The 20,979-nt window shown below is 61.1% G+C and carries 21 protein-coding genes; 3 read left to right on the forward strand and 18 right to left on the reverse strand.

Annotated features, from left to right (window positions below; translation table 11 throughout):
- Nucleotides 1–48 precede the first annotated feature (48 nt).
- From aguB to AC6I6H_RS06030, 3 genes are all read right to left on the reverse strand, one after another.
- Nucleotides 49–927, reverse strand: coding sequence for an N-carbamoylputrescine amidase (gene aguB / locus AC6I6H_RS06020; protein ID WP_497952831.1), 879 nt, complete (start codon nucleotides 925–927; stop codon nucleotides 49–51).
- A 95-nt stretch (nucleotides 928–1,022) separates the two neighbouring features.
- Nucleotides 1,023–2,057, reverse strand: coding sequence for an agmatine deiminase family protein (locus AC6I6H_RS06025; RefSeq protein ID WP_497952832.1), 1,035 nt, complete (start codon nucleotides 2,055–2,057; stop codon nucleotides 1,023–1,025).
- A gap of 416 nt (nucleotides 2,058–2,473) precedes the next feature.
- Nucleotides 2,474–3,496, reverse strand: coding sequence for a phosphotransferase enzyme family protein (locus AC6I6H_RS06030; RefSeq protein ID WP_497952833.1), 1,023 nt, complete (start codon nucleotides 3,494–3,496; stop codon nucleotides 2,474–2,476).
- A 280-nt stretch (nucleotides 3,497–3,776) separates the two neighbouring features.
- Between AC6I6H_RS06030 and AC6I6H_RS06035 the strand changes: the two genes are divergently transcribed.
- The gene (locus AC6I6H_RS06035; protein ID WP_497952834.1) at nucleotides 3,777–4,823 is read left to right on the forward strand and encodes a Glu/Leu/Phe/Val family dehydrogenase; all 1,047 of its coding nucleotides are present in this window, start codon (nucleotides 3,777–3,779) and stop codon (nucleotides 4,821–4,823) included.
- A 133-nt stretch (nucleotides 4,824–4,956) separates the two neighbouring features.
- Here AC6I6H_RS06035 and mnhG read toward each other — a convergent pair whose 3' ends face one another.
- The 8 genes from mnhG to AC6I6H_RS06075 form a co-directional block, all read right to left on the reverse strand.
- Nucleotides 4,957–5,370 carry a monovalent cation/H(+) antiporter subunit G gene (gene mnhG, locus AC6I6H_RS06040; protein ID WP_497952835.1) on the reverse strand — a complete coding sequence of 138 codons (414 nt, stop codon included), beginning with the start codon at nucleotides 5,368–5,370 and terminating at the stop codon, nucleotides 4,957–4,959.
- Nucleotides 5,345–5,638 carry a Na(+)/H(+) antiporter subunit F1 gene (locus tag AC6I6H_RS06045; protein WP_497952836.1) on the reverse strand — a complete coding sequence of 98 codons (294 nt, stop codon included), beginning with the start codon at nucleotides 5,636–5,638 and terminating at the stop codon, nucleotides 5,345–5,347. The genes mnhG and AC6I6H_RS06045 overlap by 26 nt, the downstream gene beginning before the upstream one ends.
- Nucleotides 5,635–6,114 carry a Na+/H+ antiporter subunit E gene (locus AC6I6H_RS06050; RefSeq protein WP_497952837.1) on the reverse strand — a complete coding sequence of 160 codons (480 nt, stop codon included), beginning with the start codon at nucleotides 6,112–6,114 and terminating at the stop codon, nucleotides 5,635–5,637. Before AC6I6H_RS06050 ends, AC6I6H_RS06045 begins: the two co-directional genes overlap by 4 nt.
- 6 nt (nucleotides 6,115–6,120) lie before the next feature.
- Nucleotides 6,121–7,596, reverse strand: a complete 1,476-nt coding sequence (locus AC6I6H_RS06055; RefSeq protein WP_497952838.1) for a Na+/H+ antiporter subunit D — start codon at nucleotides 7,594–7,596, stop codon at nucleotides 6,121–6,123.
- Nucleotides 7,593–7,949 carry a Na(+)/H(+) antiporter subunit C gene (locus AC6I6H_RS06060; RefSeq protein WP_497952839.1) on the reverse strand — a complete coding sequence of 119 codons (357 nt, stop codon included), beginning with the start codon at nucleotides 7,947–7,949 and terminating at the stop codon, nucleotides 7,593–7,595. Before AC6I6H_RS06060 ends, AC6I6H_RS06055 begins: the two co-directional genes overlap by 4 nt.
- Nucleotides 7,949–8,371, reverse strand: coding sequence for a Na(+)/H(+) antiporter subunit B (locus AC6I6H_RS06065; RefSeq protein ID WP_497952840.1), 423 nt, complete (start codon nucleotides 8,369–8,371; stop codon nucleotides 7,949–7,951). The genes AC6I6H_RS06060 and AC6I6H_RS06065 overlap by 1 nt, the downstream gene beginning before the upstream one ends.
- Complete coding sequence (locus tag AC6I6H_RS06070; RefSeq protein WP_497952887.1) at nucleotides 8,358–10,877, reverse strand: Na+/H+ antiporter subunit A; 2,520 nt, start codon at nucleotides 10,875–10,877, stop codon at nucleotides 8,358–8,360. Before AC6I6H_RS06070 ends, AC6I6H_RS06065 begins: the two co-directional genes overlap by 14 nt.
- 189 nt (nucleotides 10,878–11,066) lie before the next feature.
- Nucleotides 11,067–11,924 carry a nitroreductase family protein gene (locus AC6I6H_RS06075; RefSeq protein ID WP_497952841.1) on the reverse strand — a complete coding sequence of 286 codons (858 nt, stop codon included), beginning with the start codon at nucleotides 11,922–11,924 and terminating at the stop codon, nucleotides 11,067–11,069.
- A 124-nt stretch (nucleotides 11,925–12,048) separates the two neighbouring features.
- Between AC6I6H_RS06075 and AC6I6H_RS06080 the strand changes: the two genes are divergently transcribed.
- Nucleotides 12,049–13,638: a histidine kinase N-terminal 7TM domain-containing diguanylate cyclase gene (locus tag AC6I6H_RS06080; RefSeq protein WP_497952842.1), complete on the forward strand. Its 1,590-nt coding sequence runs from the start codon at nucleotides 12,049–12,051 to the stop codon at nucleotides 13,636–13,638.
- A 56-nt stretch (nucleotides 13,639–13,694) separates the two neighbouring features.
- Here AC6I6H_RS06080 and AC6I6H_RS06085 read toward each other — a convergent pair whose 3' ends face one another.
- Nucleotides 13,695–13,868 carry a CxxH/CxxC protein gene (locus AC6I6H_RS06085; RefSeq protein WP_497952843.1) on the reverse strand — a complete coding sequence of 58 codons (174 nt, stop codon included), beginning with the start codon at nucleotides 13,866–13,868 and terminating at the stop codon, nucleotides 13,695–13,697.
- Between the two features lie 109 nt (nucleotides 13,869–13,977).
- The gene (locus AC6I6H_RS06090; RefSeq protein ID WP_497952844.1) at nucleotides 13,978–15,156 is read right to left on the reverse strand and encodes a S1C family serine protease; all 1,179 of its coding nucleotides are present in this window, start codon (nucleotides 15,154–15,156) and stop codon (nucleotides 13,978–13,980) included.
- Nucleotides 15,157–15,253: 97 nt separating this feature from the next.
- On the opposite strand from AC6I6H_RS06090, the gene AC6I6H_RS06095 reads away from it, so the two are divergent.
- The gene (locus tag AC6I6H_RS06095; protein WP_497952845.1) at nucleotides 15,254–15,445 is read left to right on the forward strand and encodes a hypothetical protein; all 192 of its coding nucleotides are present in this window, start codon (nucleotides 15,254–15,256) and stop codon (nucleotides 15,443–15,445) included.
- Between the two features lie 41 nt (nucleotides 15,446–15,486).
- Here AC6I6H_RS06095 and AC6I6H_RS06100 read toward each other — a convergent pair whose 3' ends face one another.
- The 5 genes from AC6I6H_RS06100 to yycF are packed head-to-tail and all read right to left on the reverse strand — an operon-like array spanning nucleotide 15,487 to nucleotide 20,940.
- On the reverse strand, nucleotides 15,487–16,290 hold the full coding sequence (locus tag AC6I6H_RS06100) for an MBL fold metallo-hydrolase (protein ID WP_497952846.1): 804 nt from the start codon (nucleotides 16,288–16,290) through the stop codon (nucleotides 15,487–15,489).
- A 54-nt stretch (nucleotides 16,291–16,344) separates the two neighbouring features.
- A complete protein-coding gene (gene yycI / locus AC6I6H_RS06105; RefSeq protein ID WP_497952847.1) occupies nucleotides 16,345–17,082 on the reverse strand; it encodes a two-component system regulatory protein YycI in 738 nt (245 codons plus the stop codon).
- A gap of 16 nt (nucleotides 17,083–17,098) precedes the next feature.
- On the reverse strand, nucleotides 17,099–18,397 hold the full coding sequence (locus tag AC6I6H_RS06110) for a YycH family regulatory protein (protein ID WP_497952848.1): 1,299 nt from the start codon (nucleotides 18,395–18,397) through the stop codon (nucleotides 17,099–17,101).
- Nucleotides 18,394–20,229, reverse strand: a complete 1,836-nt coding sequence (gene walK, locus AC6I6H_RS06115; protein WP_497952849.1) for a cell wall metabolism sensor histidine kinase WalK — start codon at nucleotides 20,227–20,229, stop codon at nucleotides 18,394–18,396. The genes AC6I6H_RS06110 and walK overlap by 4 nt, the downstream gene beginning before the upstream one ends.
- Nucleotides 20,230–20,940, reverse strand: coding sequence for a response regulator YycF (gene yycF / locus AC6I6H_RS06120; protein WP_497952850.1), 711 nt, complete (start codon nucleotides 20,938–20,940; stop codon nucleotides 20,230–20,232).
- Between the last annotated feature and the right edge of the window lie 39 nt (nucleotides 20,941–20,979).

A 20,979-nucleotide genomic window follows, 5' to 3' on the forward strand; every position in this document is an offset into this window, starting at 1 on the left:
CAGCCGGCGGCTCTCGCCCGGTCCGCGGCCCGCGCTCCGGACAGCCGTTTAGCGGGGAAAGGTTTCTCCGTCATAAGTGGCGATAATTTTGTACAGCTCCGGCCGGCGGTCGCGGAACACGCCCCACTCGATCCGCTGCACCTCCAGCTGATCCAGGTCGAACTCCGCCGTCAATACGGCTTCCTCGCCGCGTCCCGCTTCGGCTATCTTGTTGCCCTGAGGCCCGGCGATAAACGAAGAGCCGTAGAATGTGATCTTCGATTCGTCGTCCTCTTCGACGCCGATGCGGTTCGAAGCGATGACGGGCATCAGGTTGGCGGCGGCATGGCCGAGCATGCACATCTGCCAGTGATCCTTCGAGTCGATGCCGCTGTCCTGCGGCTCCGAGCCGATCGCCGTCGGGTAGAACAGCAGCTCCGCTCCCATCAGCGCCATGCAGCGCGCCGCTTCCGGGTACCATTGGTCCCAGCAAATGCCGACGCCGATCTTGGCGTACTTCGTGTTCCACACCTTGAAGCCGGTGTCGCCGGGATTAAAGTAAAACTTCTCCTCGTAGCCCGGTCCGTCGGGAATGTGGCTTTTGCGGTACGTGCCCAGTACGCTCCCGTCGGCGTCGATCACGGCCAGCGAGTTGTAGCGGGCATAGTTTTTCTTCTCATAAAAGCTGATCGGCAGCACCACGCCGAGCTCCCGGGCGACTTCCCGGAAATGGTTGACGGCGCGGTTTTGCTCGCATTCGGTGGCGTAGTGGTAATAGTCGGATTTTTCTTTCTGGCAAAAGTAAGGGGTCTCGAACAGCTCCTGGAGCAAAATGATCTGCGCTCCTTCGGCCGCCGCCCGGCGGACCAGAGCATCCGCTTTGGCGATGTTGTCTTCGATGCTTCCCGAGCAGCTCATCTGCGTGGCCGCCACTTTTACGTTTCTCAAAGCGTCTCTCCTCCTTGTAGTGTGCAAAGTGATGAACCCGCGAAAAGGGTCCGGTTATCGGAATGCCGCGCTGACTGGCATTTTTCGTTTTGCCTTTACCGTTTGCCCGCCGGCATCTGCTGGGTCGTGCAGTGCACGTTTCCGCCCTCGCGGATCACGGCCATGCCGTCCACGGTTCGGATGCGCCGGTCCGGAAACGCGGCGGCCAGAGCTTCTTCCGCCTTCCGGTCCGTTTCCGCCGCCGCGCCGCCGAATACCGGCAGGATGATGCCGCCGTTTACGAAGTAGAAGTTCAGGTAGCTGAGCGTAAGCCGCTGGTCTTCATGGCTCGCATAAGGCGGCTGTTCGATTTCGACGATTTCGAAGGAACGGCCCTTGGCGTCCATGGAAGCCCGCAAAATCGCCAGATTCTCCTGCGTGATGGCAAAATTGGGGTCCTCGGGATCATGGCAGACCTGAAGCACGATCTTGCCCGGCGCCGCAAAGCAGGCGGCGTTGTCTACGTGGCCGTCCGTTTCGTCGCCGTCGAGCCCTCTTTTCAGCCAGATAATCTTCTCGACGTTCAGGTAGTCCCTCAGGTATTCCTCAATCTGCCCGCGGGTCAAGTCCGGGTTGCGGTTCGGGTTGAGCAGGCACTCCTCCGTCGTCAGAAGCGTGCCTTCTCCGTCTGTATGGAAGGACCCGCCCTCCATCACGAGCGGCGCGTCGAACTGCTTTGCCCCAACATGCGCCAGCACCTGCGGGGCCACCGCATCGTCAAGGTCCCACGGCGCGTATTTGCCGCCCCAGGCGTTAAAGCGCCAGTTGATGCCCGCTACTACGCCATCCCGGCCGACCACAAAGGTCGGGCCGTTGTCGCGCAGCCAGGCGTCGTTGTGCCGGACCGGCAGAAGCTCGATCCGCTCGCCCGTCAGAAGACGGGCCACCTGCTCTTGCTCCTCAGGGTTTACGAGGACGGTAACCGGCTCGAACTCGGCAATCGCCTCGATCAGCCGGGCATAGCCGCCGCAGACGGCTTCATAATCGCCAGGGTAGCACATAGAAGCCTGCACCGGCCAGGAAATCAAGGTGCGGTCGTGGGGGGCCCACTCCGCGGGCATTGTATAGTGAAGGGATTTGGGTGTCGTCATCGGGGTCCTCTCGTTTCGCTGTATTCGGCTATTTTGACCGCCCGGCGGCAAAACGGCATACAGAATCATCATATACCAAAAAAGCCCCCGTCTCAAATCCCAATTCCCGGCGGATCAATAGCGGTTCAAACGGTTTGCGTCCTTCCTGGTGCATGGTTTGCGGCATGCCGCCCGCCGGTTTTCACGCACGGCTTTTCCGGGGAAATAACAAGAAGAAGCTGCGCGGCGGACGGGCCGCTGTTTGCCGCCTGGCGCACGGGCGCATAATAGAGCTGCTATTAAAGCGATACCGAGCGCCGTGCGCCTAAAGAAAAAATCCCCCGCGTCCCGACGCCCGGCGTTCATCCCGCAGATGCGGAGGAGTGCCGGGCGTCTTTGCGCAAGGGGATGTTTGCGGCGGCAGGACCGGACCGCCGTCAGCGTCCGTCCGCGAGCGTTCGGTAATCCAGCTCGACAATCGGTGCGTCCCGACGGATGCGGTCTTTGATTTCGTTCAGCCAGCCCGCGAGCCGGCTGCCGCTTTCAATGGCGCCTTCTTTTTTGTACAGCACCAGGTACAGCACGATGTCCCGCAGCTTCAGGAAGTCGGGCAGCGTCTCCAGCCACTCCGGCGCAAGCGGGTATTCCTCCCGGTAGCCGTTCCAAAACGACCGGAAAAAGCCGGCTGCGTATGCGGTCCGGTCCCCGCTGTATTCTTCGGGAGTCTCCCAGGTGACGGCGTAATAAAGCGGAATGGCAATGTCGTGGGCAAACCAGGTATAGCCGCAGTCGTCAAAGTCAAACACATGCAGGTTTCCGCCGTCCACGAAAAAGTTACCCGAGTGAATATCGGTATGAATTAAGCCGTAGCTGTCCTTTTTCCGGGGCAGGGCGCCAAGCCGCTCCAGCACCGCCTTCAGACGGTCCAATACGTATTCGTCTCCGGGCTGCACGTAGTTTGCCGCGTTAACGAACAGTTCTTCTTCGTTCCAGGACGGACGGGCCGTTTCCTGGGGCGGGCGTTCGTACGCCGTCGTAGCGCGGTGCATCCGCCCCGTGACCGCTCCCCATTCCCGGTAAAGCCCCTCGTTCCATACCGCAGGCTCGGACGCACGTGCCTGTTTCCCCGGGGCTTTCTCGAACACCACCGCCGTGAAGTAGGAATTCCCCGTCTCGATCCGTTCCGTCCGGCGGCCGTCCCGGGACCGATAATACGCCGGAATGCGCACACCCTCGTCGAGCAGATGCCCGATCCAGTCCATCTCCCCTTCAATTTCGTTCTCCCGGCGGTGGCTGCTGTGCGTCAGGCGCAAAATGACGGGAACCCCGTCTTTCACCGCCTCGTAAACGTAGTTCTCAAAATCGCCCCGCTTTTGAAAGTCTCCCGCCGCAAGGGCGAACCGTTCGGCTGCCGTTTGCAGCACGTGCTCACCGAACAGCGCTTCCACTTCTTTTTCCACGGTTGCTTCGCTCCTTCGTTCTTCCGAGCGCTCTTCCAGCGCTCTCATCCGTTTCATTATAAAGGATGGCGGCGCGGGAAATCCGCGTTTCCCCGTTCTTTTGGCCGGAAATTTTCGCTTTAGCCGTTCTCCCCCCGCCTCGGGCCCGGCCGGAACCCACGCTCCGTTCCGCAAAGGTTTCGGAGGCCGAAATGAGCAACCCGGCGGCTTGACGCGAATAGAGTATGAAAAGCGGAGGTTCCGGTTTTCCTGCGATCGGACCGGTCAGGAGGGATACATAATGGAGATTTGGGAAGCTTTGCGGCAAGGGGGATTTGAGGAGCTGGGCTTTTTTCAGGACCCGGGCAGCGGCCTGAAGGCCGTCATCGCCCTTCATCATACCCAAGCGGGCCCGGCTCTCGGCGGGTGCCGGATGCGCGCCTACGCCTCCGAACGGGAGGCGGTCGAAGACGCCCTGCGCCTGGCCCAAAGCATGACCTACAAATCGGCGCTGGCGGGCCTTCCTTACGGGGGCGGCAAGGCGGTCGTTTGGGGAAACCCGGACACGGACAAAAGCGAAGCCTTGTTCCGCGCGCTCGGCAAGTGCATTGAGCGGCTGGGCGGCCGGTACATCACCGGAATTGATCTGGGTACGACGGTGCGGGACATGGACTGGATCGCGCTGGAGACCGATCACGTCACGGATATGACCGGATCGCTCGGCGCGGAGGACGATTTTACCGCGGAGATGACGGCTTACGGGGTCTATCTCGGCCTCCAGGCCGCCTTCGGGGAGCGGCTGGGCGATTCCGCGGTCTTGGGGCGAAAAGTGGTCGTCCAGGGGGTGGGCAAGGTCGGGTACTTTCTGTGCCGCTACCTGAGCGAGGCCGGCGCGGACCTGATCGTGAGCGACATCGCCCCCGCGCGGGCGGAACGGGCGGTCCGGGACTTTGCCGCCCGGCTCGTTCCGCCCGGTCAGGCGGACCACCAGGAATGCGACGCGTTCGCGCCGTGCGCCCTGGGCGGCATCCTGACGGCGGACGCCGCCGAGCGGCTCCGGTGCCGGGTGGTCGCGGGCGCCGCAAACAATCAGCTGGCGGCGGACGGGGTCGCGGACGCCCTCGGCGCGCGCGGCATTTTGTACGCGCCCGATTACGCCGTAAACGCGGGCGGGGTGATCGCCACGGCGGCGGAGCTGGACGGCTGCACCCGGGACGCGGTCAAGCGGCGGGTGGAGGCGATCTGCCCGACGCTTGCCGAGGTGTTCCGCCGGGCCCGGGCGGACGGCCTGTCCACCGCCGCGGCAGCCGGCCGGCTCGCCGAGGAGCGGCTGGCTCGGCTGCCGTAGACGGGCCGCTCCATGAAGCCGAAGGAAGGGCGCGAAGGCGGCCCGCCCTCTGCGGAAGTGCGGCTTCCGGCGGGCCGATTCCTTCAGGCGCCGGGCCCGCGCCCGCTCCGCAACCGGAAGCCAGCCGCTCCTCCTACTTCCCGCTCTCCGCGGCTCCTTTCCGCTCCTCTGCCTGACGGCTTTGCCGCCGGGTCTCTCCCGCCGGGGTTTCGGCCAGCTCGTCGCAGATGGACCGCTCCCAGAGCTCCGCGCCCGAGCGGTAGGCGGCCCGGGCGTTCAGGTGCCCGGCTATCGGCGCGGTCAGGAAAACAAAAACGATACCGAGCAGAAGCTTTACGTCGGAAACGCCCTTTTCCGCCCAGAAGTAAAAAAATACGCCGGTCAAGACGCACAGCACCCCAAGCGTTGTGCTTTTGGTGGCGGCATGGGCGCGCAGGTACACGTCCGGCAGCCGGATGAGCCCAAAGACGCTCAGCAGGCTGAGACCCGCGCCGGACACGATCAGGAACCCCGCCAGCCATTCAACCGCCGTCCGCAGATGGTCCATCGTCCAACACCGCCCCCCGTTCAATGTACCGGCTGAGGGCAACGGTCCCGAGAAACGCGAGAATGCCGATCAGCAAAATCAGCTCAAAGTAAGCTTCGGTCCCTTTGTACGCGCCAAGCACGGCCACCGCCGCTGCGATGTTGATGCCAATCGTATCGAGCGCCGTAATCCGGTCGGCGGGCGTCGGCCCGCGCAGCACGCGGTACAGGCAGCCGAGCACCGCCAAGGTCAGCGCCGTGAGCGCTACGACAAATATCCCCTGCATCATGGACGGGTCACCTCCATTATCGCTTTTTCGAATGTTTCACGAATGTGCCGGGACAGCGCTCCGGTGTCGGCCGCGTCCATGGCGTGCAGGTACATCGTCTGCCCGTCCGGGCCGACCTCGACCAGGAGCGTGCCGGGCGTCAGGCTGAGAAAGCAGCCGAGCAGTGCCGTTTCCCAGCCCGGCCGGAGCTCGGTGCGGTAAGCATAGATGCCCGGGCGCATGCGCAGCTGCGGACGGACGATCCGGCTTACGACCGCCAGGGTGGACGACACCAGCTCCCGGAGCAGAAGCCCGATCAGCCGCACCACCGCCCTCGCCTTTCGCAAATAAAAAGGCTGCGGGAAAAACCGCCGGAGCGCGGCGATCAGCAGCAGGCCGACGAGAAAGCCGGGCAGGAAGCCGGCGAGCCCGTAATTGTTCATCAGCAGCATCCAGACAAAGGCAATGACCAGATTCAGCAGCAATTGAAAAGCCATGGTCCTCTACTCCTTCAGCACGGCCCCGATGTAGAGCTGTGGGTTTAACAGCGTATCGGCGGCCTGCGCGGCATATGGGAGCACCCACTCGGCGCCCAAACCAAGCAGCAGCAGCAAGGCGAACAGCGGCACGGCGCTCGCCGTCAGCCGTCCCGGAGCAAAGCCCGGCATCGGCGCGGACCGCGCCTCGCCCCAGAACGCCCGGATGAACGGCTTGATCATGGAATACAGCAGCAGCAAGCTCAGGAAGACGGCGGCGGCCGTCAAGCCGTAATAGCCTTCCGCCATTCCGCCCTGCACGATCAGAAGCTTGCCGGGAAAGCCGCTGAGCGGCGGCACGCCGGCCAGCGCAAGCGCCGTCACAAAGAACATCACCCCGAGAAACGGCGCGCGGTGCAGCAGTCCGCCCATCCGGTCGATTTTTTCCGTCCCGGCCTTCGCCACCAGGATGCCTGCGAGCAGAAACAGCAGCGCTTTGGCCGCCATGTCGTGCAGAAAATAGAGCACGGCGCCGGTAATGGCGTCCCGGTTCGACGCCGCCAGCGCAAACGCCAGAAACCCGACGCTCGCGATGACGTTGTAGCCCAGCACGCGGTTGATGTTCGACTGGGCGACGGCTCCGATTCCGCCCAGGATCATCGTGGCGGCGGCCATTCCTCCGATCAGGCGATGCGTCATTTCGGGATCGTGATAAAAGATGAGCGTGAATACCCGGATGATGGCGTACAAGCCTACCTTGGTCAGCAGCGCCCCGAACAAAGCGGCAATCGCCGACGGCGGCGCTCCGTAGGAGCCCGGCAGCCAAAAGAAAAGAAACAGCCCGGCCTTCACGCTGAACACCACCAGCAGCAGAACGGCTACGATCGTGAACACGCCCCCTTGCCCCGCCTCCGCCACCCGGACGGACAAGTGGGCCATGTTGAGCGTCCCGGCCGCCGCATACAGGTACGCGATCGAGGCGACAAACAGCGTCGACGACAGCACGTTGATCAAGACGTAATGCAGCGTTTCCCGGAACTGCCGCCGGGTCCCGCCCAGCACGATCAGCGCGTAGGACGCCATCAGCATCACCTCAAAGCAGACGAACAGATTGAAGATATCCCCCGTCAAAAAGGAGCCGATGACCCCGGCCAGCAAAAACTGGACAAACGGGTAAAAATGATGCCGCTCCCGGTCCCGGTCAATGCTGCGGAACGAATAGGACAAGCAAGGAACCGCCACAACGGCGGCGGCGAGGACGAGCAGCGCGGAGAACATGTCCGCGACCAGCACGATGCCGTATGGGGGCAGCCAGCCGCCTGCGGCCAGCATCAGCACGCCGTCCTGGCGCACCCGGTGGACCAGGAGCAAAGCGGCGGCCAGATTGGCGCACGCGCTGACGCCGCTGACCCAACGCTGCGCACGGACGGAGCGGTGCAGAAAAAGCAGCGCGACGCCGGTCAGAAGGGGAATCAGGAGCGGGGCGATGACCAGGTTGCTCATTCCTTCACCTCCCGCGCGCCGGAGGCTTCGCTGCGGAGCTCGGCCAGGTCCGCCGTCTCCAGCTTCTGATACGCCCGGTAGGCCAGCACCAGGAAAAAGGCCGTGACCCCGAAATTAATCACGATAGACGTCAAAATAAGCGCCTGCGGCAGAGGATCGGTGTACGCTTCGGCCTTCTCGCCCAGCAAGGGCGGCGCGCCTGTTTTTACCCGGGCCATCGCGAGCAGCAGCAGATGGACGCCGTGGGTCAGAATCGAGGTGCCGAGCACAATCCGGATCAGCATACGCGAGAGGACAAGATAGACCCCCACGGCGAACAGGACGCCCACCGTAATTGAAAGAACGATTTCCATCAGCGGTCCTCCCCTATCGTAAACAGTATGGTTAAGGTAATGCCGACGACGACCAGGTAAACGCCAAGGTCAAAGATTAAGGCGGTATGCAGCTCGGTCCTGCCCAGAACCGGCAGCTCGAAGTAGCCGAACGCATGCGTCAGGAACGGCTTGCCGAACAGCAGCGCGCAAGCGCCCATGCCGATGGAAATCAGGAGGCCAGCCGCCGTAACCATGCGGAAATCGACCGGGACCGCTTTGCGGAGCGTCTCCATCCCATGCGCGACGGCCAGGAGCAGGAGCGCCCCCGCCGTCATCAGGCCGGCGATAAACCCGCCGCCCGGACTGCCGTGTCCGGTAAAAAACAGGTACAGCGAAAAGGCCAGGATGAGAAAAATGATGACCTTGGACAAGTACCGGAGCAGCATATCATTGCTTTTCATCGGCGTTCCCCTCCTTTGACACGGGATGCGGTTTGCCCGGTTCGTCGGAGTGCACCACCCGGACGCCCAGGTCCTTCGCCTTGCGCCGTAGACGGACCATGTTGTAAATGCCCAGCGATGCCATAGCCAGTACCACAATTTCGAGCATCGTGTCCAGTCCGCGGAAATCGACCAAAATGGTGTTGACGATGTTCTTTCCGCCCGCCGACTCATAGCTTTCGGCGACGTAATAGGCCGAGACCGGCTCGAACGGCGAGCTGTCCATGACCGCAAGCGCCGTAAGGGTGACGATGACGCCGACGCCGATTGCGATGATCAGATTGGGCAGGCGGAAGCCCTCGCCCTTGCCTTCCTCCCGAAAGCGGGGCAGGTGGTAGAAGCAGAGCAGAAACAGGGTGACGGTCACCACCTCCACCACCATTTGCGTCAGCGCGAGATCCGGCGCGCGGAACAGAACGAACAGGAAAATCATGAGGTAGCCGGCCGTTCCCGTAAACAGAATGGCGGCCAGCCGCGAGCGGGCAAACGGAACCGCCAGCACCGTGAGCAGCAAGGCGGCCAGCACCGGAATCTCGTACACGCTGACCTCCGCATAATTCCAGACGGCAAACGTGATGTCCGTGGACCGGTACAGCACATACCCGAGAACGGCCAGCAGAAAGCCGAAAATGTACCGCAGGTACGTCCCGGCCGAACCGGTCATGTAAAGACCGGTGACCCAACGGGCGGCTTTTCCAAGGGAAGCGAGTGAAACGTCATACAGCCGGTTTAACGAAAACCGCTCCGCCTTTGAACGATTGTGCCCCATGAAGCCCCGGTACTGCATCGCCACTACCGCTCCGGCCATCACGACGGCAAGGGTCATCCAAAGCTCCGGCGTCAGCCCGTGCCAGAAGGTGATCTTTACCGGGGCGCCCGCGGACGCATCGGCAGGAAGAACGACCTGCACGGCGGGGGCCAGGAGAGACTTGGCGGCGAATCCCGGGAAGAAGCCGAGCGCCAGCGTCAGCAGCCCCAGCACCGCCGGAGCAAGCAGCATGCCAACCGGGGCTTCGTGCGGCTTTGCCCCGGGTTCGGCGGCGGTCCGCCCAGCTTCCTTTTCCGCCGCATGCTTCTCCCCGCCGGCAAGCGGCTGCCGCTTGCCCAGAAACGTACGCACCGTCAGCAGCACGCTGTAAGCAAACGTGAAGATGCTGCCCGCGAGCGCCGCAAGCGGAAAGAAGGCACCGAAGCTTTCGAGCCGGAACCCGCTTTGCTCCAGCATATCGAGCGCGGAAGCGAAGAACATCTCCTTGCTCAGAAAGCCGCCGAACGGCGGCAGACCGGCCATGGACAGCGTCCCGGCTGCGGCAAGCGCGAACGTCACCGGCATCGCTTTCGCCAAGCCTCCGAGCTTGCGAATGTCGCGGGTTCCGGTTTCATGATCGACGATGCCCGCCGCCATGAACAGCGCCCCTTTGAATACGGCGTGGTTAATTAAATGAAACATGGCGGCGGTCATGGCCAGCGCAGCCGCCGTATGTCCCTCGCCTCCACCGGCTTCCGGTCCGGCCGCCGATCCAAACCCGAGCAGCGCCATGAGAAGCCCCAGCTGGCTGATGGTCGAGTAGGCGAGAATGGCTTTCAGGTCGGTCTGGCGAACCGCTTTGACCGCCCCATAAACCAGCGTGGTTGTGCCCGCACCGGCGACAAGCCAAAACCAGACGGCCTCCCCGGCGAACACGGGCGTAAGCCGGGCGACCAGGTACAGCCCCGCTTTGACCATGGTGGCGGAATGCAAATAAGCGCTCACCGGCGTGGGCGCTTCCATGGCATCGGGAAGCCAGATGTGGAACGGAAACTGCGCGGACTTGGTAAACGCGCCGAGCAAAATCAGCACCAGGGCAGGCACAAAAAGCGGTTCGCCGGCCAGCTCCCCGGAGGCGAAACGGCCGAGGGTTTGACTGATGCTGTAGGTGCCGGTCATTTGATGCAGCAGAATAAACCCCGCAAACAGCGCAAGGCCGCCGGACATGGTCAGAAGCAGCGATTTCAGCGCGCCGTAGCGCGGACGCTCCCGGTGGTTCCAGAAGCCGATCAACAGAAAAGACGCCACGCTGGTCAGTTCCCAGAAGCCGTACAGCACCATCAGGTTATCGGAGAGCACCACGCCGAGCATCGCGCCCATGAAAAGCAGCAGGAAGCTGTAAAAGCGGGGAAGCTTTTCCTTGCGCGGGTCGAGGTAATACACGGAATACAGCGAGACGAGCGTGCCCATGCCGGTGATCAGCAGAGCGAATACAAGGGAGAGGCCGTCCAGCCGCAAATCCAGCGAGAGGCCGATGGAGGGAATCCAGGGAATGGCCGCCGCCAAAGCCTCGCCCGATCGTACCTCCGGGAGGCGTCCGAGCAGCAGAACGAACAGGACGGCGGACATGGCAAAAGCGACCCATCCCGGGTGAACGGACCGCCGGCGGTTGAAAAGCGGCATGCCGGCCGCCAGGGCCAAAGGAAGCAGAATCAGCACGGACAGCAAAACGCGAATTCCCCCTTTCCGTGATGTTCTTTGTTCCTTTTTACCCCGATTGCGGTTGTCCAACACGCGAAGGGAACTGTTTCCTGACCGCCGCCTTCTTCCCGCACAAAAAAGCCGCCCTCCGGTTAATGACCGGCTTTGGGCGGCTTTATGCCGTGCCTTTCCTTTCCTTCGTTTGACTTACTTGCCTTTTTGCCAGCTGAACAAATACTCCGTGTGCTTGTCGGGCAGCGGAAACCCCGGATTCTCCACCCGCCACTCCCCTGTCAGCCCGATTTCCTTGCAGGCCAGATCGAAATGGCATTGAGCGATCCCCAGGTCGATGATTTGCATGTCAAACCCGATGCTCTCCCGGACATACCCCGGCGTATGGGCGACGTAGAAATCAACCCGGTCCCGGTCTTTCGAAACAGCCAGCCGCCAAGGCTGCTTGTTGGACGCCGAGGGGGCAAGCCGCACCATTTCCAGCGGAACGGCGAGCGCTCCCGCCTCTTCTTTCCGAAGCGGAGCGTTAAGTCCCCCTTCCGTAAATAGCTCGCTCCACTCCTTGCGTTTGTCCGCGCCAACCATGTACCGCAGGGCGGAATCCTTCAGGCTCTGCTTCTCTCTCGGGTACCCGACGGGTGTGATGCACGGAATGATTTCAGTCTCGTTCAATTCGATTTCCCGTTCAAAGGAGCTTCGGTTGAATGTTCCGCCGATCCAGCAGGTGCCGAGTCCCAGTTCCGTCAGCCGCAGAATCAGCTTTTCGAAGGCGTACCCGAAGCCGATCAGCTCCCGTTTGTCCCGGCCGCATTTTCCGATTACATACGCCTGCGGATTTTTGATCATGCCATAGGTGCCCAATTTGATGCCTTTGTCCGTTACCTTGTTGTTGACGCGCACCCAGTCCGCCCGAATCCGTTCGCCAAACACGCCCCGGAGCAACTCCGGCTCCCGCAAAAGCTCCGCAACGGCCTGTTCGTGCTCCGCCGATATCGGCCGGGTTTCATAGGTTCGCACCGATTTCCGTTCCTCGACTATTTTGGTAAAAATCATTTCCATCCCTCCCCGAAGCCCGCAAAGATATGATACGATGCCAGTATAGTCCGAATCCGGCGGAGCCGCAGTTGAAAATGTTACGCGGCTGCAAGCCGCCTCATCTCGCGAAAGGAGCCCGCGGTTGAATTCCCCGATTGCCATCTACATCGTTCTTGTCGCCGTTTCCGGGGTGCTGACCGCCCTGCTCGGCTTCTTCGCTTCTTTTCGAAAGTCCAATTTTTCAGGACGCCGCACGTTTCGCTGGATGATTCTTCTGTCCTGCGTTTACATCTTCGGCTTTGCGATGGAGCTGTCCGGAGATACGCTGCCGGAAATCGTATTTTGGGTCAAAGTGGAATACCTGGCCCTCCCGTTTATCGCGCCCTGCAGCCTGCTGCTGGTCCTCCAGTATCTCGGCTTCGAGAAATTCCTGAAGGCCCGCAACCGTCTTTTGCTTTTTGTCATTCCCATGCTGAGCACCCTTTTGATTTGGACAAACGAATGGCATCACCTGTTCTACCGTTCCGTTTATCTCCGTCCCGGGGAAGCATCCGCCCTCGTCGACATGATTATGGGGCCCTGGTATATCGTACATGGAAGCTATACGTTCGGCAGCATGCTGGCCGGTGTGGTGCTGCTTGTGCTGCAATGGAGGAAAACCAAGTCCGTTTACCGGGTTCAGATCACGGTTCTTCTGCTGGGCCTCCTGCTCCCGATGACCGGCTCGTTTCTTTACCTGATGGGGTTGACGCCGCACGGCATGGACCCCGTGCCGCTGATCATGAGTGTGACGTCGGTGCTTTATTTCTGGGCGGTTTTGTCCAAAGGCATGATGACGATAACGCCGATTGCCCGGGAGGCCATCTTCGAAAGCATGCGGGACGGGGTTCTGGTGCTCGACTCGGAGAACAAGCTCGCCGATTACAACCGGATGGCGGCCCAGCTTTTGCCGGGGCTCGGCACTTCGCTGATCGGCCAGCCCTTTGCCCGCCTCTGGCACCCGGCGGACCGCTCGCCGGACCCGATCGGTCCGCGAAGCGGCGGTTCCGATCACATGGAAGCGGAGGCGGACTGGCTGAACAACGGGGATGTCTTCCGGTACCGCTTCCGGTTCTCCCCGCTGGTGAAGCGCGGGTCGCGGGCGGCAGGCCGGCTGGTGATGGTAAGCGACATCACGGAAACGGTCCGGCTGCAGAATACGCTGCTGCGTCTGGCGTCTACCGACCAACTGACGCAGATCGCCAACCGGCATCATTTTATGGATCGAAGCCAGCGTGCGCTTCAGGAAGCGCTCACAAGCAAACGGCCGTTTTCGGTCATCTTGTTCGACATTGACTTTTTCAAAGCGATTAACGACACGTACGGACATGATATCGGGGACCTCGCCATCCGCCATGTTGTGAACCTGGTTAGATCCCGCCTGCAACCGGGTGCGGTCTTCGGGCGCTACGGCGGCGAAGAGTTTGTCATTGCGCTGCCCGGTCAGACGCTTGTGCAGGCGGGCAAGCTGGCGGCCGCGCTGCGCCTGGCCATTGAGGCCCAGCCTCTGTCCACACCGGGCGGATTAATCGCCATCACGGCCAGCTTCGGCCTGGCGGATACCGCTTCTACCGATGTACCGGCCATGGAGGAGCTGATCCGGCTGGCGGACCAGGCGCAGTACAGCGCCAAGCGAAACGGGCGCAACACGGTTTATCTGGCTGGCCGTGACGCCATCCGTCCCATCGGCTGAAAAACGGAAGACGGCTCCCTCCGGCAACCGCCGGTAGGAACCGTCTTTGTTTTTGTTTACACCACCAGAAATTCGGCCGCCGCTTCGCATCCGTTTTCCTCGCAGCGGGGAGGCGGGTCCCACGCCGCGAAATGCGTTTCCTTCAAATCCACCACATCGGGGGCTTCCTCGAATTCATCGACGAACCGGTCGATGGCCAGTTCTACATGCTCCTTGCAGACACAATACAATTCGGATTCCTCCATGCCGTCTTTGGGTGCCGCTTCCGGCACCGTCTGTGTTCAAAGAATGCCACAGCCTTCGGCTTTACGTCAAGCCGTGCCGCCGCACAGGCCGCCTCTAGTCCAGCTCGCCCAGCGTCAGGGTGACGGTTTCCTTTTGGCCGTCGCGGTAAAAGGTAATCTTCAGCTTCTCCCCGATCTTCTTGTTGGCGAACAGGTATTTGCGAAGCTCCATGGTGCTGCCCACGCCTTTTCCGTCCAGCTCCACGATCACGTCGCGGGTTTTCAGTCCGGCGCCTTTGGCCGGTTCGGCCACGTCGGTGACGATCACGCCTTCATTCACGCCCTCGGGCAGCTTCAGAATCTCCAGCCCGCTGGAGAAGGTTTGCAGGTCTTCGGAAAAGATGCCGATCTTCGGCCGTTTGATCTTGTGCTCCTTCGCCAGCGTATCCAGCACCGGCAGGGCGCTGTTGGCCGGAATCGCGAAGCCCAGCCCTTCCACCCCGGCGTCGGAAATTTTCATGCTGTTGATGCCGATGACCTTCCCGTCCAGGTTAATCAGGGCCCCGCCGCTGTTTCCCTGGTTGATCGGCGCATCCGTTTGGATGACGTCCATCTCCCACTGCACCTCGTCGTCCTGCCCGAGGTAAACGGGAATCGTTTGCAGCGGCGAACTGATTACACCGGCGGTTACGGTATGGGAGAAGCTGAGGCCAAGCGGGTTTCCAATGGCGATCGCGGTTTCACCGTAGCGGATTTTGGCCGAGTCGCCGAACTGGGCGACCTTGTGAATGCCCTCTCCGTCCACCGAAAGCACCGCCAGGTCGCTGTAGCTGTCCTTGCCGACCATTTCCGCCTTGCGCCGCGTGCCGTCCGCCAGCACCACTTCGTATTTGTCTCCCGGCTCTATCACATGGTTATTTGTCGCGATCAGCGCCCGGCCTTCCTCCTTGCGGAAGATGAGGCCCGATCCCATCGACACTTCCTCCTCGGCTTCCGCCCCGCTTTTCATGGTAATCACGCTGACGACGGTCGGCTGCACTTCGCTGATGGCGTCAATCGCCTTGCTGCTGCCCTCCGCCGAAAGCGCCGGAGCGCCTGTTGCCGGAAGCTCCTTCTCCGTCAGCCGCAAGAAAAAGAGGGTCAGAAGAGAACCGACGACAAGCGAACAAACCGCCACGAGGAAAAACCCCGTATAGAGTCCCGGGTATCTGCCGCCCGCCGGTCCTCCCCGCATTCTCCCGCCAAAGCCCCGGCCGGTGCGGGTCCGGTAGAAATCGTCCTGAAACAGGCCCACTTCGGTTCCCTCCCTGAAACTTTTTCTCTCTGGATCGGAATCTTTTCTTGTGTACGCGACTATACTGTTAACAAAATGCTAGAAAAGGAGAACGCACATGAAGGCCTGGGACGAAGTTCAGCTGGTCGGCATGCTGGCCGATTTGAAGGAGCAGCACTACCGCACCCTGCTTCTCGCAAGCGCCCTGTCCGAGCTTTTGATCGACAAAGGGCTTTTTACCCGCGAGGAGCTTGCCGTCAAGGCCTCCCGGCTGGAAGAAAGCGACCGCTCCGAAAGCGCTGCAGACTAATTCCGGCGGCTTCCGTGCTTCCGTTTCTCCGTTCCCGAACGCTATTCCTCCTCCAGTGCATCCCACTCGGTCGGGCGGTCAAAGTACGTGTCCTTCAGCTTCACCGGAAGCCGGTCGAGGACTCCGTTTTCCTGCAAAATGTTACCCACCGTCATCCGGGCCAAATCCGTCATGTTATGATTACGGCTCAGGTGCGCCAAATATACCCGCTTTGTTTTGCCGCCGAGCAGCTCGGTCAAGCCTTCGCCCGCCGCGTCGTTGGACAAGTGTCCGAGGTCGCTCAAAATCCGCCGCTTGATGTTCCACGGATAGCTTCCCATCCGCAAAAGCTCGACATCGTGGTTCGATTCCAGAATCATGGCGTCGGCGTCGAGCAGCTGTTCCTTCACTTTCCCGCTCATGTACCCCAAGTCGGTCGCCACGCTCAGCTTCTCGGCTCCGTCATAAAAGTTATACGCCACCGGCTCCGCTGCGTCGTGCGAAATGCCGAAGGATTCCACCTTCAGCGATCCGAAATCGAGCGCGCTCCCCGTCTCCATTACCTTCCGGTTTTCTTCCGGGATCTCCCCGATCTGCCGGTCCAGCTCTTCCCACGTCTTCTCGTTGGCGTAAACCGGAAGCCCGTATTTCCGGGCCGCCGCACCGAGCCCCTTGATGTGGTCGGAGTGCTCGTGGGTGACCAGCACGGCGTCCAAATCCGCAAACGACAGGTTCCGCTCCTCCAGCAGCTTCTCCAGCCGCTTGCAGCTGAAGCCGGCATCAATGAGGATCTTGGCCTCATCATTGGCCACCACCGTCGCATTGCCGGTGGAGCCGCTGGACAGAATGGTAAATCGCATTCCCATTTTTGCTCTCCTTACTGTAAACGCCGGCCGGACATGCGTCCGGCCTTCGCCTTGCTATTGATCCTTCTCCGCCGGTTTGTCCACCGCGCCGTTGAAGGCATACACGTAATAGATGTCTCCCGATTCGAGAACGATCCGCCAGCTGGGCAGCATGTATTGCGTCTCCGTATTGAACCGCTGCCCGTGATACCCGAGCCGGATGTCCGTGATCACGGCATTTTCCGGCAGGCTGCTTTCCGCCAAACTGCGCAGAGCGGTGTAAGCGGAGATGATCTCCTGCTCGTCCGCATCCACTCCTGATTGTACTTCAACAAAAGCCTGTTTGTAACCCGTAATTTTGCCGTCTTCCTCAAAAAGCTGGAGCGCCACGTCAAACATCGGCAGCCCGTCTTTCATCTGATGATACATGCGCAGCTCGCCCTTGCGGCTGAGCGCCGGATCGGACCGGTACGAAGAGGGACTGGCGATGCCCGCCTCTTCCATCGCGGAGCGGTCCGGCGTTTTCCGGAGCAGGCCGGAAGCGCTGAACGGTTTTTCAACCGGCCGGCGTTCGGCATGATTGATCTCCTCCCGGTAGTACACGGCGCTCAGCTTGGGCGTATCCCGCGGCACCTTGTCCACGTTCAAGCGGATGTTCCGGCTTTCCAGAAGCTTGTACGTTTCCTCCCGGATCACCTTGCTGTCCGATGCCGCCGCCTGGTCGGGGCGGCTGTTGAACAGCTGGTACCCGAGCACAATGTTCAGCAGCAAAAACGAAACGATCAGCACCGTTTTGGCGCGTCCCCAATCCATGATTCTTCACCGCCCGTCATAGGAAATCATGGGTTCCGTCCACAAGCTCGACGGCCCATCTGGGCACCAGCTGCACCGTTTCGTCCGCCACGCGAACCTGATAAGCGGGAAAGACATCGACGATTTGGCCGGCGTGGCCGCTGTTGTCGATCATCGTCCGCAGCTGCGCGCCTCCGGGAAGCTGTGCTTCCCGTTTGTCGCTGGGCTCCTCGGCCAGCTTGATCAGCGACCGCTCGTAGTTGGACACGACCCCCTGCTGGACCTCCAGCTTGATGAGCCCGACGTCCTCTTCGTTTTCCCCGTACAGGGGCAAATGGTCCACGTACAGCCGGAACTGGACTTGCCTCGGGCTGCTGTCCTCGCCGCCGGCGGTCCGGCTGAGCAGGAACGTGCCGTTCCAGCCGCCGTGCTGGTTCACGAACTGCACCGCAGCCTCCAGATCGGCCAGCGGATCGGAGCTGCCGACGGCGGGAGCCGCCACCGGGTCGGTGTAGATCATCCAATGCTGCGCATTTTGCAGCTGCAAGCCCCGCTTGGCGTCGGTGTAGATTTGCGAGCCGTTTTTCTCCTGCAGATTCTTGACTATGTTCGGATCGACAAAAAGGCTGCGCTTCAGCTCATCCGCCGTGAACTGCGTGTACGTATACGTATAGCGGACTGCCGGCACCGGCTCATCCGGCAGATAGTAAGGCTGGTACTGCGGCAGGTAAGGCGTCAGGTATTGGCCGAAGGCCACGTTTTTCTGAATTTCGCTGTTGTCCATGTCCGTTCGAGCCGCGTACACGACGGAACGGTCCTCCGTAAAGAAGTATGCTTCCGCCTCGCCGGAGCCGGTATTTGCGTAAACCAGAATCCGTTTGATGGCCGCCGGCTCTTCGACGCCGTCTGCGCGAACATCCAGAATCCGCTGCATCGCCTGAAGCGGCAGGGCATCCTTGAAACGCATTTCGATCCCTGCATAACGGTCCCGGATTTCGCTCCAGTCCAAATCCGCCAGGTCCTCCGGCGTCAGCTTCCGGAAGCTTTCGAAGCTGCGCTTCTGGAGGAAATCCCGAAAGATCATTTTGTAAAACTGCTGTTCGGGCGAATAGGGTTCGATAACCGTGTGCTTGCCCGGTTTGCCCAGATGCAGGATCAGCTGATTCGGAAGCAGCAGCTCGGCCAAAGCCGTTTGCGTGCCTCCCAGCTCGGAAGGAACGTAAGTCGTAGGCGTCAGGAGATCCAGCTTCGGGCTGCCGTAGGCGAGAAAGAAGCTCTGCACGAGACTGGCCGCCACCAGGATGGCCAGCACGGCCGACTTCGCCTTTTCCTTCACAGCCGCTCGCCTCCTTCCTGGTAGGGCAGCGTGAAGGCCACGCGCGTCCCTTCGTTATACTCCGACTCCAGCTGAATCGTTCCTCCGTGGGCGCGGACAATTTCCCGGGCAATAGCCAGACCGAGTCCGGTGCCGCCCATGTTTCGGGAACGGGCCTTGTCCACCCGGTAAAACCGCTCGAAAATATGCTCCAGGTCCTTTTTCGGAATGCCGACCCCGTTGTCCTCGACGGAGATTTCCAGCAGGTCGCCTTCCCGTTCGCGGGAAGCGATGACGATTTTCCCGTGGTCGGGCGTATACTTGATCGCATTCGACACCAGGTTGTCCAGCACCTGGTCGACCTTGTCCCGGTCCACCAGAATCGGCCGGGTTTGCCCCGTTTCCAGCCGTAGCTCGATGCCGCGCTGCTTCAACTGGAAGGAGAAACGGTCGGCTACCTCCTCCAGCATTTCGGTTACCTCGGTCATTTCCTTTTTGATCTGGGCCTGCTTGGAATCGAAGCGCGACAGATGCAGCAGGTCGGTGACCAGCCGGATCATCCGCTCCGTCTCGTTGCGGGTGACGCCCAGAAACCGCTGGGCCAGCTCCGGCTGCTCCATCGCGCCGTCCTCCAGCGCTTCCAGGTAGCTTTTCATGGTGGTCAGCGGCGTCCGCAGCTCGTGCGACACGTTGGCGACGAATTCGCGGCGCGACTGCTCCAGCTCCATCTGCTCCGTGACGTCCTGCAGCACCACGATGGTGCCGGACAAGCCGATTTCCCGCCGGTGAATCGGCGTCAGGGTAACGTGCACCTGCCGGGAGCCCCGGTCGCGATGCTGAAACTCGGAAAGGGTGCGGCGTTCCTCGTCCCGCGCCTGCCCCTGGAACAGCTCGGGCGGCAGACAAAGCAGCTCGCTCATCGGCCGGCCGGCCGCCACCTGCGGATCGATGTCCAGCATTTGTGCCGCCCGCTGGTTGATGAGAATAATCCGGTCAAACTCGTCGCTCGCCAGCACCCCGTCGCTCATGTTGCTGAGGATGGAGGCCAGCTTTTCTTTTTCCTCTTCATTGGCGGATAACGCTTCGTTCAGCCGTTCGGTCATGTAGTTGAACGCTTTGCCGAGCTGCCCGATCTCGTCTTCGCCGTGAATGCGCACCCGCTGCCGGAACTGGCCCTCGGCGAGCGAAGTGACCTGACGGGTAATCTCCTTGATGGGGCTCGTAATCGTATGGGATAAAAAAATGCCGAGCAGCGCGGTAAGCGCCAGGGCGATAATGGTCCCGGAGAAAAAGATGCCGTTGATCCGGCGAATGGTGGCGTAGGTTTCCTGCATTGACTTCTTGATGTATACGGCCCCCAGCACCTTGCCGTCCTTGACCACCGGGAGCGACAGCACCATCAGGCGATTGCCCATGTCGTCCACAACGGTCTGCTCGTTGTCGCGGATGTTCTGCAACGCCCGGCTGATCAAAATGTCATTGTTTTTGTGGCCCAGAATGGCCTCGGGGTTTTGTTCCGTCGTGCTGACGACGTTTCCGTCCGCATCGACGATCTGGAGGATATCGGCGCTGGAGAATTTAGCGATGTCCTCCAAATCTCCATAGGCATTCAGAATATCCTGCGGGGTTCTGGCGGCGGCCGTTGTTCTGGCGCCCTCCGGGAGCTTTTCCGCGGCAAAGGTGGCGAGGAGCGAGGCTTCGTATTGCAGCGAGCTGGAAAAGCTCTTCAGCGAGGAGCTTTTCATCACCTGCATGAAATAAACCCCGATGAGCTGCATGGCAAACAAAATGAGGAGCACGTAAATGATGATCAGCTTCACCTGGATGGTGCGGAAAAAGCGGACCCCTTTCATTTAGATGCCTCCGTAGGCCGGATTCCGCAGCATGTAGCCAAGCCCTCTGCGGGTAGCGATGTAAGCGGGCTGGCTCGGGTCGTCCTCTATTTTCTCGCGCAGCCGGCGAATGGTCACATCGACCGTACGCACATCGCCGAAATAATCATAGCCCCATACCGCCTGCAGCAGATGCTCCCGCGTCATGACGCGGCCGGTATTCTTGGCCATGTACTGGAGCAGTTCAAACTCCCGGTGGGTCAAGTCCACCGGCGCTCCGTCCTTGTACACGACATACGTATCGCTGTCGATCAGCAGCTTGTGAATGCGCAGCCCCTGCGAGGCCGGCTCGGGCTGGCTGGGCTTCCGGTTTTGCCGCCGCAAATGGGCTTTCACGCGGGCCAGCAGCTCACGGGTGCCGAACGGCTTGGTAACATAATCGTCCGCCCCCATTTCAAGGCCGAGCACCTTGTCGATCTCCGTATCCTTCGCCGTCAGCATAATGATCGGCGTATTCAGCTTGGCGCGGATTTCGCGGCATACGTCCATCCCGTCCTTGACGGGCAGCATCAAGTCGAGAAGGATCAGGTCCGGGTCCTCGGAAAAGGCCAGCTCGACCGCTTTGCCGCCGTCGTAGGCGCAAATAACCTCGTAACCTTCCTTTTCCAGATTGAACTTTAAAATATCGGCTATCGGCTGTTCATCGTCCACAACCAGAATTTTCCCCTGCATCCGTGGCACCTCCGCACAATCGGTCAACCGCCATCCCGG

Source organism: Gorillibacterium sp. sgz306347 (assembly GCF_059735245.1).

Bases quoted from the DNA above. Each gene is read 5' to 3' on its own strand.
- AC6I6H_RS06045 (WP_497952836.1), bottom strand. From the start codon at position 5,638: ATGATGCAGGGGATATTTGTCGTAGCGCTCACGGCGCTGACCTTGGCG.
- AC6I6H_RS06055 (WP_497952838.1), bottom strand. From the start codon at position 7,596: ATGAGCAACCTGGTCATCGCCCCGCTCCTGATTCCCCTTCTGACCGGC.
- AC6I6H_RS06025 (WP_497952832.1), bottom strand. From the start codon at position 2,057: ATGACGACACCCAAATCCCTTCACTATACAATGCCCGCGGAGTGGGCC.
- AC6I6H_RS06060 (WP_497952839.1), bottom strand. From the start codon at position 7,949: ATGGAAATCGTTCTTTCAATTACGGTGGGCGTCCTGTTCGCCGTGGGG.
- AC6I6H_RS06095 (WP_497952845.1), top strand. From the start codon at position 15,254: ATGAAGGCCTGGGACGAAGTTCAGCTGGTCGGCATGCTGGCCGATTTG.
- mnhG (WP_497952835.1), bottom strand. From the start codon at position 5,370: ATGGACCATCTGCGGACGGCGGTTGAATGGCTGGCGGGGTTCCTGATC.
- AC6I6H_RS06100 (WP_497952846.1), bottom strand. From the start codon at position 16,290: ATGGGAATGCGATTTACCATTCTGTCCAGCGGCTCCACCGGCAATGCG.
- walK (WP_497952849.1), bottom strand. From the start codon at position 20,229: ATGAAAGGGGTCCGCTTTTTCCGCACCATCCAGGTGAAGCTGATCATC.
- AC6I6H_RS06050 (WP_497952837.1), bottom strand. From the start codon at position 6,114: ATGGCTTTTCAATTGCTGCTGAATCTGGTCATTGCCTTTGTCTGGATG.
- AC6I6H_RS06065 (WP_497952840.1), bottom strand. From the start codon at position 8,371: ATGAAAAGCAATGATATGCTGCTCCGGTACTTGTCCAAGGTCATCATT.
- yycI (WP_497952847.1), bottom strand. From the start codon at position 17,082: ATGGATTGGGGACGCGCCAAAACGGTGCTGATCGTTTCGTTTTTGCTG.
- yycF (WP_497952850.1), bottom strand. From the start codon at position 20,940: ATGCAGGGGAAAATTCTGGTTGTGGACGATGAACAGCCGATAGCCGAT.
- AC6I6H_RS06075 (WP_497952841.1), bottom strand. From the start codon at position 11,924: ATGATTTTTACCAAAATAGTCGAGGAACGGAAATCGGTGCGAACCTAT.
- AC6I6H_RS06035 (WP_497952834.1), top strand. From the start codon at position 3,777: ATGGAGATTTGGGAAGCTTTGCGGCAAGGGGGATTTGAGGAGCTGGGC.